The sequence below is a fragment of the Blastococcus sp. SYSU D00820 genome (assembly GCF_054050695.1).
Map to the genome: position 1 here is coordinate 754,046 of NZ_JBJGZW010000001.1, position 12,715 is coordinate 766,760.

14 protein-coding genes are annotated in these 12,715 nt (G+C 75.1%); 13 read left to right on the plus strand and 1 reads right to left on the minus strand.

The features are described 5' to 3' along the window. Window positions 1-91 precede the first annotated feature (91 nt). The 8 genes from ACI79R_RS03700 (at window position 92) to ACI79R_RS03735 (ending at window position 7,691) form a co-directional block, all read left to right on the plus strand. The gene (locus ACI79R_RS03700; protein WP_456572211.1) at window positions 92-652 is read left to right on the plus strand and encodes a hypothetical protein; all 561 of its coding nucleotides are present in this window, start codon (window positions 92-94) and stop codon (window positions 650-652) included. After that, window positions 649-1,299: a hypothetical protein gene (locus ACI79R_RS03705; protein ID WP_456572212.1), complete on the plus strand. Its 651-nt coding sequence runs from the start codon at window positions 649-651 to the stop codon at window positions 1,297-1,299. The genes ACI79R_RS03700 and ACI79R_RS03705 overlap by 4 nt, the downstream gene beginning before the upstream one ends. Beyond that, window positions 1,296-2,261 carry a hypothetical protein gene (locus ACI79R_RS03710; protein ID WP_456572213.1) on the plus strand — a complete coding sequence of 322 codons (966 nt, stop codon included), beginning with the start codon at window positions 1,296-1,298 and terminating at the stop codon, window positions 2,259-2,261. The genes ACI79R_RS03705 and ACI79R_RS03710 overlap by 4 nt, the downstream gene beginning before the upstream one ends. Window positions 2,262-2,394: 133 nt before the next feature. Then, window positions 2,395-3,300: a hypothetical protein gene (locus ACI79R_RS03715; protein WP_456572214.1), complete on the plus strand. Its 906-nt coding sequence runs from the start codon at window positions 2,395-2,397 to the stop codon at window positions 3,298-3,300. Between the two features lie 144 nt (window positions 3,301-3,444). Continuing rightward, the gene (locus tag ACI79R_RS03720) at window positions 3,445-4,641 is read left to right on the plus strand and encodes a cell division protein PerM (RefSeq protein ID WP_456572215.1); all 1,197 of its coding nucleotides are present in this window, start codon (window positions 3,445-3,447) and stop codon (window positions 4,639-4,641) included. Window positions 4,642-4,858: 217 nt separating this feature from the next. Continuing rightward, the gene (purN, locus tag ACI79R_RS03725; protein ID WP_456572216.1) at window positions 4,859-5,458 is read left to right on the plus strand and encodes a phosphoribosylglycinamide formyltransferase; all 600 of its coding nucleotides are present in this window, start codon (window positions 4,859-4,861) and stop codon (window positions 5,456-5,458) included. Next, window positions 5,455-7,014 (plus strand): bifunctional phosphoribosylaminoimidazolecarboxamide formyltransferase/IMP cyclohydrolase, encoded by a 1,560-nt coding sequence (gene purH, locus ACI79R_RS03730; RefSeq protein WP_456572217.1) that lies wholly within the window; start codon window positions 5,455-5,457, stop codon window positions 7,012-7,014. The genes purN and purH overlap by 4 nt, the downstream gene beginning before the upstream one ends. Before the next feature lie 68 nt (window positions 7,015-7,082). Next, the gene (locus ACI79R_RS03735; protein ID WP_456572218.1) at window positions 7,083-7,691 is read left to right on the plus strand and encodes a pentapeptide repeat-containing protein; all 609 of its coding nucleotides are present in this window, start codon (window positions 7,083-7,085) and stop codon (window positions 7,689-7,691) included. Window positions 7,692-7,694: 3 nt separating this feature from the next. Here the strand turns inward: ACI79R_RS03735 and ACI79R_RS03740 are convergent, their stop codons facing one another. Then, window positions 7,695-8,387: a hypothetical protein gene (locus tag ACI79R_RS03740; protein ID WP_456572219.1), complete on the minus strand. Its 693-nt coding sequence runs from the start codon at window positions 8,385-8,387 to the stop codon at window positions 7,695-7,697. A 104-nt stretch (window positions 8,388-8,491) separates the two neighbouring features. On the opposite strand from ACI79R_RS03740, the gene ACI79R_RS03745 reads away from it, so the two are divergent. The 5 genes from ACI79R_RS03745 to ACI79R_RS03765 all read left to right on the plus strand — a co-directional run bounded on the left by ACI79R_RS03745 (window position 8,492) and on the right by ACI79R_RS03765 (window position 12,703). Further along, complete coding sequence (locus tag ACI79R_RS03745) at window positions 8,492-9,361, plus strand: bifunctional methylenetetrahydrofolate dehydrogenase/methenyltetrahydrofolate cyclohydrolase (protein WP_456572220.1); 870 nt, start codon at window positions 8,492-8,494, stop codon at window positions 9,359-9,361. After that, the gene (locus ACI79R_RS03750; RefSeq protein WP_456572221.1) at window positions 9,361-9,690 is read left to right on the plus strand and encodes a DUF3017 domain-containing protein; all 330 of its coding nucleotides are present in this window, start codon (window positions 9,361-9,363) and stop codon (window positions 9,688-9,690) included. The genes ACI79R_RS03745 and ACI79R_RS03750 overlap by 1 nt, the downstream gene beginning before the upstream one ends. Window positions 9,691-9,716: 26 nt before the next feature. Next, window positions 9,717-10,685, plus strand: a complete 969-nt coding sequence (mdh, locus tag ACI79R_RS03755; protein WP_456572222.1) for a malate dehydrogenase — start codon at window positions 9,717-9,719, stop codon at window positions 10,683-10,685. A gap of 82 nt (window positions 10,686-10,767) precedes the next feature. Beyond that, window positions 10,768-11,982, plus strand: a complete 1,215-nt coding sequence (locus tag ACI79R_RS03760) for an NADP-dependent isocitrate dehydrogenase (protein WP_456572223.1) — start codon at window positions 10,768-10,770, stop codon at window positions 11,980-11,982. A 160-nt stretch (window positions 11,983-12,142) separates the two neighbouring features. Further along, on the plus strand, window positions 12,143-12,703 hold the full coding sequence (locus tag ACI79R_RS03765; RefSeq protein ID WP_456572224.1) for a dihydrofolate reductase family protein: 561 nt from the start codon (window positions 12,143-12,145) through the stop codon (window positions 12,701-12,703). The last annotated feature ends 12 nt before the right edge of the window (window positions 12,704-12,715 follow it).

Genomic DNA, 12,715 nt, shown 5'->3' on the forward strand with positions numbered 1-12,715 from the left:
GGTACGGGGACGCGCGGTCCGATAGACAGTCCCGGTCCGCGCCGGGTGTGCGCGGCGGACGGGGGTGCACGGTGCGCGGCGGAGGACGGACGTGACGACGGCGGAGCAGGAGCCGGGAACGGTCCGGGTCCTGCGGCCGGTGGGCGGCCGCCTGGTGGCCGCCGGCCTGGCGGTCGCGGCGGCGGTGTCCGGCCTGCTCTCGCTGGGGCTCAGCCTGGACACCGTCCGGGCCACCGAGGACGTCGGCGACTGGAGCGTGACCGTCTACTCCTACGGGGAGTTCGTCACCGGCCTCGACGAGCCGCAGACGACGGTGCAGTGGCTCGGGCCGGTGGTGCTCGCCGTCGTCCTGCTGGCCGGTGCGGCGGTCGCCGCCGTGCTGGGCGCCCGCACCGACGCGCCCGGACCGTGGTCGACGGCAGCCCAGCAGCTGGCGCTCGGCGCCACCGGCCTGCTCGCCGCGGTGACCGCGGTCGTCGTGGCCTACGGCTGGGCCGACGTGTCGGTCTACGAGCGGCAGGAGGGCCTGGTCACCCGCTGGGGTCCGGCGCCGGTCGCCCTCGCGGCCGGGACGCTGCTCGCCCTCGCCGCGGCGCTGACCGCGCGTCGCGGCCGGGCCGCCGTCCTGGCGACCCTGGGCGGTGCCCGGTGAGCGGCCCCTGGGCGCCGGCGGGTCAGCCCGGCGCGGGGCCGCAGGTCGCCTGGACCCCGGGGGGACAGTCGCCGGCTGGTCCGGCGCCGGCGCGGCCGCCGGTGGACGTCGGCGGTCTCCTGCGGCTGGTCGCGGGCGCACTGCTGCTGGTTGCCGGCGTCCTGCTCGCCATCGCGCCCTTCCTGACGCTGTACTCCGTGGACGGACGGGGCGACATCGGGGACTACGAGTTCGTCCTGCGCGGCTTCGACGCCAGCGACGGCGAGGGCTCGGCGGAGGGCGCGCCGCGGTACGGCTTCGCGCTGGCCGGGGCGGCCCTGCTGCTGCTGGTGGGCGGTGCGCTGGTCCTCGCCGCGCGGTGGAACGCGCGGTTGCGGACCGTCGCCGCCGGGATCGCCGTGTGCGCCGTCGGCGCGGTCGTGGGCGCCGGGTGGGTGCTGACGTCCTTCGTCGGCGACTTGGCGGACCGGAACGAGAGCCGGCGCGGGGAGAGCTACTGGTTCGAGATCGACACCGGAGGCGGGGGCGTCATGCTCGTGATCGCGATGGTGGTGGCGCTGGTGGCGCTCGCCGTCCTGCTCCTGGCGCCGGTGTTCGACCACCTGCGCGCCCGGTCCGCGGCGGCGTCGGCCGGCGGTGCCCGGTGAGCGGGCCGCAGCAGGGGCCCGGGCAGCCCTGGGGTGCCCCGCCGGCGAGTTCGCCCTGGCCGCAGCCGCAGCCGCAGCCGCAGCCCGAGCCGGCCTGGCCGGCCGCTCCCGCCGCGGCGCCCGCGCCGACACCGGCCCCGGGCCCGCCGCCCACTCCGCTGCCGGTGCCCCCGGCGCCGGTGGTCGTCGCCGCCGTCGTCGGGGTGCTCGCGCTGATCGGCGTGCTGGTCGCCGCGCTCGTCGACGGCCTACCGGACCTGCTCACGGCGTCGTCGTGGCAGCCCACGGACGCCGACGTGCTGCCGGCGGTGCTCGCCGTGCCGGTCGCCGGTGTGCTGGCCGGCGGGATCGTCGCCGCGCTGGCCCGCCGGGGCGGTGGGCTGCTGACCCTCGGCGGGGTGCTGCTGGCGGTCTGCGCGGCCGGGGTGCTGGCCTGGAGCGTCCTCGAGGACGCCGACGGGCTGCGCATCGGCCTGGCGGCAGCGCTGCTGCTCGCCGGGGTGGCCCTCGCCGTCCTCGCCGGGCTGCCGGCCTCGCGGCGGTGGTACGGAGCCGGCGAGCGCCGATCGGCCGAGCGGGCCATCGGCCGCGCCGTCGGCCGGCCCGACCGGCCGGCCCCTGCAGCGCTGCCGGGCCGTGGGATCGGCTGGTCGCTCGCCGCGGCGGCCCTCGCGGTCGGCGTCATCGGGGTGACCGCGCTGGTCGTGGCCGGGAGCGCCCCGGAGCTGGGCGGTCCCGCCGGCGTCGAGGGCGCCACTCCGCTACCGGTGGACCCGGGCAGCGCCGACTTCGACCCCGACCTGCACGACCTGGCGGTCGCCTGCTCGGAGGGCGACCTTTCCGCGTGCGACCGGCTGTACGCCCGGTCGCCGTTCGACAGCGAGTACGAGGACTACGGCAGCACCTGCGGCTGGCGCTCCGACGAGCCCTACTACGGCACCTGCGCGGAGTCCTTCGACTGAGAACGGGGGATTGCGAGGCGGTCACGAATGTCCCCCGGGGTGGGGATGTCCGCGCGTGGCGCGGTTGCATGGGTCAGCATGCTGGGGACACCATGCGCCTCGATAGAGAGTCACTACTGAGGAGAATCGAGCGATGACTTCCAGTCAGCCCCCACAGCAGCCCGGGGGGTACGGGCAGCCGGCGTACGGCCAGCAGCCGCCCGGCTCGCCCACTCCGCCGCCCTACGGCCAGCCGCAGCCGCAGCCGCAGCCGGCCTACGGCCAGCAGCCTCCTGCCTACGGGCAGAACCCCTACGCGCGCCCGGCGGGCACCGGTGGCGGGTTCGACCTGAAGAAGCTCAAGGTCGCCGACTACATCGTCGCCGGCGGTGCCCTCGTCTACCTGGTCCTCGCGATCCTGCCGTGGATCGACTTCGACGAGTACTACTTCGGCGGCGAGGACTACAACGTCAACGGGTTCTCCTTCAGTGCCCTGGTGACGTTGAGCTTCATCCTGCTGCTGCTCGCGGCCGCCTGGTCGTTCGTCCCGGCGTTCACCACGCTGAAGCTCGGGTTCCCGGGCGGGTGGATCACCGTCGGCCTCACCGGCCTGGCGCTGCTGCTCACGCTGATCGCCTGGATCCAGACCTTCTCGTGGGAGTTCAGCCTGGTCGGGCTGCTCGCGCTCCTGGTCACCGTGGCCGTCACCGTCTTCGCGGTGCTGCGCCTGCTGCCCGAGCTGAAGAACCGTCCCGCCGTGCCGGGTGCCTTCGCCGGTGCCGCCCAGTGGGCCAACCAGCAGGCCCCCGACTTCGCCGCCCAGGGCGGTGCCACCGGCCAGCCGCAGTACGGCCAGCCGCAGGCTCCGCAGCAGCAGTACGGGCAGCCGCAGGCGCCGCAGCAGTACGCGCCGCAGCAGCCGGCCCAGCCGCAGTACGCCCCGCCGCCCCCGCCGCCGGCCGCGCCGGCGCAGGGTCAGCAGCCCCCGAGCTGGGGTCAGCAGAACCCGGGCACCCCGGGCCAGGGCACGAACCCGGGCTCGCCCACCGGCGGCTTCTGACCGCCGTCCCCGTCCGGGGACACATCGCACGGCACGACGAGGGCCGGCGGCTGATCCAGCCGCCGGCCCTCGTCGCGTGCACCGACCGGGTCCGTTCGGCGCGTGCGCCGTCGTCCCGGGCGCCCGCGCTGGGATGGTGGAGCCGTGGTCTCGCTGCTCGCCCGCCTCACGCTGCCCGGACAGCGCGACACCGGGACCCGCCCGCCCGGACGGCCGGTGTGGCTCGCGGCGCTCGCCGCCGCGGCCGTCTCCGCCGTCGGGCTCGTCGGGCTGGGGCTGGCCGTCGTCGTGGTGCAGACCCTCGACCCCGACGGGGGCCTGCCGCTGACGGGCTCCGCGGCGCTGGGCGCCCGCCTCTGGCTGCTCGCGCAGGGCGGTGCCCTCGACCTGCCCAGCGGCCCGCTGGTGCTCGCGCCGCTGCTGCTCACCCTGGCCCTCGCCTGGGGGCTCAGCCGCGCCGGGCGCGGGGTCGTGCACTACCGCGACGTCGCCGGGGCCCCGGCGGTGGCCGGCGTGGTCGGCACGATCGTCGGCGTCCACCTGCTGATCACGCTCGGCGTCGCGCTGCTGGTCGACGACGACGGCGCGGGCGTGGGGCTGCTGCGCACCGGCGTCGCCGCGGCGGTCCTCGCCGCGGTCACCGCCGGCTGGGGGGCGCTGCGGGAGGCCGGGCTGGTCGACGACCTCCTGGACCGGCTGCCCCCGCCGGTGCGCCCGGTGCTGTGTGGAGCGCTCGCCGGGCTGCTGACGGCGGTCGCCTGCTGCACCGCGGTCGTGGCCATCGCGGTCGCCTCGGACGCGGCCGGGTACGCCGCGATCACCGGCCGGCTCGGCGGTTCCGGCGCCGGCGCGGTCGGCATGCTGGCGCTGTCGGTCCTGCTGCTGCCCAACGCCGCGGCCGCCGTCCTCGGCCTGGCCGCCGGTCCCGGGTTCGTCGTCGGCAGCGGCACCCTGGTCTCCGTGCACGGCGTGGCCCTCGGCCCGCTGCCCGCGCTGCCGCTGCTGGCCGCTCTCCCCGACACCCAGGCGGTGCCGCTGGTCGGGTTCGTCTCGCAGGCGGTGCCGGTGCTGGCCGGGCTCGTCGCCGGGGGAGCGCTGGGGCGCCGGCTCGGCGACGAGGACGGCGGCTCGGTGGTGGCGGCCCTGTGGGGCGTGCTCAGCGGCGTGCTGCTCGGCGTCGGTGCCGGACTGCTGGCCTGGGCCGGCGGCGGGGCGCTGGGCGACGGTGCGCTGGCCGAGGTCGGCGCCCCGCCGGTGGCCACCGCGCTGGCCGTGGCGGCGCAGGCCGGGATCGCCGCGGCCGTGGGCGCCGCCGTCGCGCGGTGGCGGGCGCGGGGCTGAGGCCGGTTCCCCGAGCCCGCGAGGCGGGAGGGGGAGGGGGTCCCGCCTCCCATGGCCCCGTCCAGAGGCTCGCGCCGAGCCCGCGAGGCGGGAGGGGGAGGGGGTCCCGCCTCCCATGGCCCCGTCCAGAGGCTCGCGCCGAGCCCGCGAGGCGGGAGGGGGACGGGGTCCTCTTAGGATCGCCACCGTGTCGGTCGGCTCTCCTCCGGGTTCGGCCGTGCCCTCCCCGCGGGCGAGGGTCGTCGTCCTCATCTCCGGTACCGGCTCGCTGTGCGCCGCGCTGCTCGCGGCCGCCGACGAGCCGGGCTACCCGGCCGAGGTGGTCGCCGTGGGCGCCGACCGGGACGCCGAGGGCCTCGAGCACGCCCGCCGGCGCGGGCTGCCCACCTTCGTCTGCCGGCTGCGCGACCACGCCGACCGCTCGGCGTGGGACGCCGCCCTGGCCGACGCCATCGCCGAGCACCGCCCCGACCTCGTGGTGTCCGCCGGGTTCATGAAGCTGGTCGGGCCGGCCGTGCTGGCCGCCTTCGGTGGCCGGCTGGTCAACACCCACCCCGCGCTGCTGCCGGCCTTCCCCGGCGCGCACGCCGTCCGCGACGCCCTGGCCGCCGGCGTCGAGGTCACCGGCAGCACCGTCCACCTGGTCGACGCGGGCATGGACACCGGCCCGGTGATCGCCCAGCGCGAGGTGCCCGTGCTGCCCGGGGACGACGAGGCGCGGCTGCACGAACGGATCAAGACCGTGGAGCGCACGCTCCTGGTGGAGACGGTGGCGCAGCTGGCCACCGGCCGCGACGAGAGGGAGAGCGCGCGATGACCGAACCGAGGAACCCGGTCCGCCGGGCACTGCTGGGCGTCTACGACAAGACCGGCATCGAGGAGCTGGCCCGCGGGCTGGCCGACGCCGGGGTGGAGCTGGTCAGCACCGGTGCCACCGCCCGGCGGATCGCCGAGGCCGGGGTCCCGGTGACGCCCGTCGAGCAGGTCACCGGGTTCCCCGAGTGCTTCGACGGCCGGGTCAAGACGCTGCACCCGGCGGTGCACGGCGGCATCCTGGCCGACCGCCGCAAGCCCGAGCACGTCGCCCAGCTCGAGGAGCTGGGCATCGCCGCGTTCGACCTGGTCGTGGTGAACCTCTACCCCTTCACCGAGACCGTCGCCTCCGGTGCGACGCCCGACGAGTGCGTCGAGCAGATCGACATCGGCGGCCCGGCCATGGTGCGCGCCGCGGCGAAGAACCATCCGTCGGTCGCCGTCGTCGTCGACCCGGCGCGGTACGGCGACGTCCTGGCCGCCGTCTCCGCCGGCGGGTTCACCCTCGCCGAGCGCCAGCGGCTGGCCGTCGCCGCGTTCCGGCACACCGCGAGCTACGACATCGCGGTGGCCTCCTGGATGGGCAGCGTCCTGGCGCCGGAGCCCGACACCGCCTTCCCGTCCTGGGTGGCGGCGAGCTGGGAGCGCGCCGACGTGCTGCGCTACGGCGAGAACCCGCACCAGGGCGCGGCGCTCTACCGCGGCGGCGACCTGCCGGGCCTGGCCCAGGCCGAGCAGCTGCACGGCAAGCAGATGTCCTACAACAACTACGTCGACACCGACGCCGCCCGGCGGGCCGCCTACGACCACCGCGACCCGTGCGTGGCGATCATCAAGCACGCCAACCCCTGCGGCATCGCCGTCGGCCCCGACATCGCCTCGGCGCACCGCAAGGCGCACGCCTGCGACCCGGTGTCGGCGTTCGGCGGCGTCATCGCCGCCAACCGCGAGGTCGACCTCGCCATGGCCGAGCAGGTCGCCGACGTCTTCACCGAGGTTGTCGTCGCGCCGTCGTTCACCGACGACGCGCTCCAGGTGCTGACCGCGAAGAAGAACATCCGGCTGCTGCGGCTGCCGGCCGAGGCCGGTGCCGGCCGCGCGGAGATGCGCCCGGTCAGCGGCGGGCTGCTGCTGCAGACCATGGACCGGATCGACGCCCCCGGCGACGACCCGACCACCTGGACCCTGGCCACCGGCGAGCCCCTGGACGCCGCCGGCCTCGACGACCTGGTGTTCGCCTGGCGCAGCGTCCGCGCGGTGCGCAGCAACGCGATCCTGCTCGCCCACGACAAGGCGACCGTCGGCGTCGGCATGGGCCAGGTCAACCGGGTGGACGCCGCCCGGCTGGCGGTCACGCGGGCGGGGGAGCGGGCCGCCGGGTCGGTGGCGGCCTCCGACGCGTTCTTCCCGTTCGCCGACGGGCTGCAGGTGCTGCTGGACGCGGGGGTGCGGGCGGTCGTGCAGCCCGGCGGTTCGGTGCGCGACGAGGAGGTCATCGCCGCGGCCGCGGCGGCCGGGGTGCCGCTGTACCTCACCGGGACCCGGCACTTCGCGCACTGAGGAAGGACCCCGTGCCCCCCAACCCTCGCAAGCTCGGGTCGGGTCCCTACACGGGGCCACGACCGCACGTGCGGCCACCGGAGCCGGGCGAGGTGCTCGAGGACGAGGACCTCGCCCGGGTGGACTGGTGGGGCGCCGAGCTGGACGGCGTCACCTTCACCCGCTGCCGCTTCGACGACGCCGACCTCACCGAGGTGGTCACGCGGCGGTGCGTGTTCGAGGAGTGCGTGCTCACCGGCGTCCGGCTGCCCGGCTCCCGCCACCTCGGGACGGCGTTCCTCTCCTGCCGCTTCGACCGCGCCCGGCTCGGTGACGCGGTGTGGGAGGGCTGCAAGCTCACCGGCTCGCAGTTCCCCGGCGCGGTGCTGCGGCCGCTGACGGTCACCGACACCGACCTCAGCTACACCTCGCTGCGCGGGGTCGACCTGTCGGGCTCGGACCTGTCGGGACTGCGGTTCCGCGAGGCCGACCTGACCGACGCCGACCTGCGCGAGTGCGACCTCACCGGTGCCGACCTGAGCCGCACCCGCCTGCAGGGCGCCAAGCTGCGCGGTGCGGACCTGCGGCGGGCCACCACCGAGGCCGTGCACTGGCGGGGGCTGGAGCTCACCGGGGTGCGGCTGGACCTGCCCCAGTCGGTGGCGGTCGCCCGGGCGTACGGCGCGCTGGTCGACTAGCGGTCACCGCGCCGCGTACTTGACCCCCGTCAGCATCGCCTTGAGGGCCCCGAGGAAGCCCAGCACCGCGACCGCGACGGCCAGCCAGAGTCCGATGCCGATGTCGGCCGCCTGCCAGTCGAGGCTGTTCAGCACGACCAGGACGGCGGCGATGACCAGCCCGGAGACGAGCAGGGCGAGCACGCCGAGCGTGCGGTGGGTGCGGGCGCGGACGAACATCAGCAGGCCCAGCACCAGCAGGACCCCGCCGCCCAGCACCACCGCGAGCGGCTGCCAGAAGCCGGAGTCGGCCAGCGTGCCGAAGCCCTGGCCGAGTTCGTCGAAGCCGCGGCGCACCAGGTCCAGGCCGTCGGAGTCGGCGCCGCGCACCCAGTCGAGGAAGAGGCTGGCCGCCGCGGCCAGCCCCGCGAGTACCAGGAGGACGCCGGCCAGGGCGTCGGGACGGCGGATGGTCACCGGCGCGGTCGAGTACTGCGGGGTCGTGTAGTAGTTCTCACCCGATCCGGCGTAGCCGTGCGCGCCCGACCCGACCGCCCCGCCGCCGGCCGCCCCGCCCACCGCCGTGGCCCCCACGCCGGACGACGGCTGGCCGCCCACCGGATCGATGCCCGGGGTGGTCTGCTCGCGCCAGTCGGCCGGCCGGTCGGGTGTCCCGTCGGGCCTGGTACCGGCGGGGGACTGGTCGCGCTCGCTCATCGGCTCTCCTCGCGGGGACGCGCGGACGGGGGGAGCCATCCGCTGCCCGCGCAGCCTAGGGCCGCGGGGACCTCCCTGGAGCGGTCTCGGGCACACTGTCCGGCGTGCCCGCGACGATCCTCGACGGCAAGGCGACCGCAGCCGCCATCCGCACCGAGCTGACCGCCCGCGTGGCGGCGCTGACCGAGGCGGGGCACCGGCCCGGGCTGGGCACCCTGCTGGTCGGCGACGACCCGGGCAGCCGCTGGTACGTCAACGCCAAGCACGGCGACTGCGCGCAGGTGGGCATCGCGAGCATCCAGCGCGAGCTGCCCGCCACCGCCACGCTGGCCGACGTCCTCGAGGTGGTCGAGGAGCTCAACGCCGACCCGGCCTGCACCGGCTACATCGTGCAGCTGCCGCTGCCGCGCCAGGTCGACGAGTACGCCGTCCTGGAGGCCATGGACCCGGCCAAGGACGCCGACGGGCTGCACCCGGTGAACCTCGGCCGGCTGGTGCTCGGCGTCGACGGGCCGCTGCCGTGCACGCCGGTGGGCATCGTGGAGCTGCTGCGCCGTCACGACGTCCCGATCGCCGGCGCGGAGGTCGTGGTCGTCGGCCGTGGCATCACCGTCGGCCGGCCGCTGGGCCTGCTGCTCACCCGCCGCTCCGAGAACGCCACCGTGACGCTGTGCCACACCGGCACCCGCGACCTGGCCGCGCACGTGCGCGGGGCCGACGTGGTGGTCGCCGCCGCCGGCGTCCCGGGGCTGGTCACCGCCGCGATGGTCAAGCCCGGCGCGGCAGTGCTCGACGTCGGCGTCAGCCGCGTGGAGGGCAAGATCGCCGGCGACGTCGCGAAGGACGTCGTCGAGGTGGCCGGGCACGTGGCGCCCAACCCCGGCGGCGTGGGGCCGATGACCCGGGCGATGCTGCTGGCCAACGTGGTCCTCGCCGCCGAGCGGGCGGCCGGCGTCGAGGCGCTCTCGTCCTGATGACCCGGCCGCCGCTCTACACCCGCCGGCCCTTCCTGGCCGGCCTGCTGCGGCAGGTGCCGCTGCTCCTGGTGCTGCTCGCGGTGGGTGTCGGGCTGGTCATGGTCACCTTCGAGCACTGGCGCCGCGGGCTGGTCGTCGTCGGCCTGGCGCTGGTCGGGGGAGGCCTGATGCGGCTGCTGCTGCCCGTGCGGCGGGTCGGTTTCCTCGCCGTCCGCAGCCGTCCGGTGGACGTCGTCCTGCTCATCGGCGCGGGGTTGACGCTGGCCGTGGTGGCGCTGGCCATCCCGGCCGGACCGACGGTCCCGACCACCCCCGCGGGCGGCTGACCGCGTGCAGGGCTAGGTTGGCCGCCATGGCAGAGCAGCCCCGGGACAGCCGCTCGCGCAGCGGGAAGGTCACCGTCGTCGGAGCCGGTTTCTACGGCTCCACCACCGCTCTCCGGCTCGCGGAGTACGACCTCTTCGAGACCGTCGTCCTCACCGACATCGTCGAGGGCAAGCCCGAGGGCCTGGCGCTGGACATGAACCAGTCGCGCCCCATCGAGGGCTTCGAGACCAGGGTCGTCGGGGTCGGCGGCGGCTCCTACGAGGGCACCGAGGGTTCCGACGTCGTGGTGATCACCGCGGGCCTGCCGCGGAAGCCCGGCATGAGCCGCATGGACCTCATCGAGACCAACGCCGGCATCGTCCGCCAGGTCGCCGAGAACATCGCGCGCACCTCGCCGGACGCGGTCGTCATCGTGGTCTCCAACCCGCTCGACGAGATGACCGCGCTCGCCCAGCTCGCCACCCAGTTCCCCAGGGAGCGGGTGATGGGGCAGGCCGGGATGCTCGACACCGCACGATTCAGCAACTTCGTCGCCGAGGAGCTCGGCGTCCCGGTCGCCTCGGTGCGGACCCTCACGCTGGGGTCGCACGGCGACACGATGGTGCCGGTGCCCTCGCGCTGCACCGTCGACGGGAAGCCGCTGGCCGACGTGCTGGCCGCCGACCGCATCGAGCACCTGGTGCAGCGCACCCGCAACGGCGGCGCCGAGGTGGTGGCCCTGCTCAAGACCGGGTCGGCCTACTACGCGCCGTCCGCGGCCGCCGCCCGCATGGCGCGCGCGGTCATGGAGGACTCCGGTGCCGTCATGCCGGTCTGCGCCTGGGTGGACGGGCAGTACGGCATCTCCGGCGTCTACCTCGGCGTGGAGGCCGAGATCGGGCGCCAGGGGGTGCGGCGGGTCGTGGAGAGCGACCTGGCCGAGAGCGAGCTGGCCGGGCTGCGCGAGGCGGCCGAGGCCGTGCGCGCCAAGCAGGCCGACGTAGCCGACCTCTGAAGAAGGACCCCACTGCCCCCACCGCTCGCACGACCGCGGTGGAGCCCCGCAGCGGGGCCACGAGTGCACAAGGAGAACGCACGTGAGCAAGATCAAGGTCGAGGGCACCGTCGTCGAGCTCGACGGCGACGAGATGACGCGGATCATCTGGCAGTTCATCAAGGACCAGCTGATCCTCCCGTACCTCGACGTCAACCTCGAGTACTACGACCTCGGCATCGAGCACCGTGACGCCACCGACGACCAGGTGACGATCGACTCGGCCAACGCCATCAAGAAGCACGGGGTCGGCGTCAAGTGCGCCACCATCACCCCCGACGAGGCCCGCGTCGAGGAGTTCGGCCTCAAGAAGATGTGGCGGTCCCCGAACGGGACGATCCGCAACATCCTCGGCGGCGTGATCTTCCGCGAGCCGATCATCATGCAGAACGTGCCGCGGCTGGTGCCGGGCTGGACCAAGCCGATCGTCGTCGGCCGTCACGCCTTCGGCGACCAGTACCGCGCCACCGACTTCCGCTTCCCGGGCGAGGGCACCCTCACGGTCACCTTCACCCCGGCCGACGGCTCCGCGCCGATCGAGCACGAGGTCTTCCAGGCGCCCGGCGCCGGCGTCGCCCTGGCGATGTACAACCTCGACGACTCGATCCGCGACTTCGCCCGGGCCTCGATGAACTACGGCCTCAACCGCGGCTACCCGGTCTACCTCTCGACCAAGAACACGATCCTCAAGGCCTACGACGGCCGCTTCAAGGACCTCTTCGCCGAGGTCTTCGAGACCGAGTTCAAGGACCAGTTCGAGAAGGCCGGCATCACCTACGAGCACCGGCTGATCGACGACATGGTCGCCGCCTCCCTCAAGTGGGAGGGCGGCTACGTCTGGGCCTGCAAGAACTACGACGGCGACGTGCAGTCCGACACCGTGGCGCAGGGCTTCGGCTCGCTGGGCCTCATGACCTCGGTGCTGCTCAGCCCCGACGGCCGCACCGTCGAGGCCGAGGCCGCGCACGGCACGGTGACCCGCCACTACCGGCAGCACCAGCGCGGCGAGCAGACCTCGACCAACCCGATCGCGTCGATCTTCGCCTGGACCCGGGGCCTGGCCCACCGCGGCAAGCTGGACAACACCCCCGAGGTGACCCGCTTCGCCGAGACCCTGGAGAAGGTCTGCATCGACACCGTCGAGGGCGGCCAGATGACCAAGGACCTCGCGCTGCTCATCTCCAAGGAACAGCCGTGGCTGAACACCCAGGACTTCCTGGCGGCCATCGACACCAACCTGCAGAAGGCCATGGCCTGAGACAGGACCCCGTCCCCCTCGGGACGGGGCCGGACAGCGGGCCCTCCGACTCCGGTCGGGGGGCCCGCTGCCGTCCCGGCCGGGCGATGAGTTCCGGGTGCTTCGGGGGTCGGAGCCCTCGTGACCAGGAGCCCGACGGGCTCGCACCCGGAGGAGACCCATGGCCAAGCTCGTCTACTCGATGATCAGCTCGCTCGACGGCTACGTCGAGGCGGCCGAGGGCGACATCGGCTGGGGAGCCGCCGAGGACGAGGAGGCGCACACCTTCATCGGCGACGTCTTCCGCTCCCTCGGCACGTACCTCTACGGCCGCCGCATGTACGAGACGATGGTCTTCTGGGAGACCGCCCACACGCTGCCGGACGCACCGCCGCACGTCGTGCAGTACGCCCGTGACTGGCAGGCCGCCGAGAAGGTCGTCTACTCCACGACGCTGGAGGCGGTGTCGAGCGAGCGGACCAGGATCGAGCGGACCTTCGACCCGGAGGCGGTCCGCCGGCTCAAGGCCGGGTCCGACGCCGACCTCAGCATCGACGGCCCGACCCTCGCCGCCCACGCGATCGCCGCCGGCCTGGTGGACGAGTACCACCTCTTCCACACCACCAGCGTGGTCGGCGGCGGCAAGCGGTTCTTCCCCGACGGCGTCCGCCTGGACCTGGAGCTGGTCGAGCACCGCAGCTTCGCCGGCGGCCTGCTCTACGCGCGCTACCGCACCCGCTGAGCCGGCGCGGCC

Excerpts from the sequence above, each read along its gene's own strand:
- ACI79R_RS03715 (WP_456572214.1), top strand. The coding sequence starts at position 2,395 with ATGACTTCCAGTCAGCCCCCACAGCAGCCCGGGGGGTACGGGCAGCCG.
- purH (WP_456572217.1), top strand. The coding sequence starts at position 5,455 with ATGACCGAACCGAGGAACCCGGTCCGCCGGGCACTGCTGGGCGTCTAC.
- ACI79R_RS03740 (WP_456572219.1), bottom strand. The coding sequence starts at position 8,387 with ATGAGCGAGCGCGACCAGTCCCCCGCCGGTACCAGGCCCGACGGGACA.
- ACI79R_RS03750 (WP_456572221.1), top strand. The coding sequence starts at position 9,361 with ATGACCCGGCCGCCGCTCTACACCCGCCGGCCCTTCCTGGCCGGCCTG.
- mdh (WP_456572222.1), top strand. The coding sequence starts at position 9,717 with ATGGCAGAGCAGCCCCGGGACAGCCGCTCGCGCAGCGGGAAGGTCACC.
- ACI79R_RS03765 (WP_456572224.1), top strand. The coding sequence starts at position 12,143 with ATGGCCAAGCTCGTCTACTCGATGATCAGCTCGCTCGACGGCTACGTC.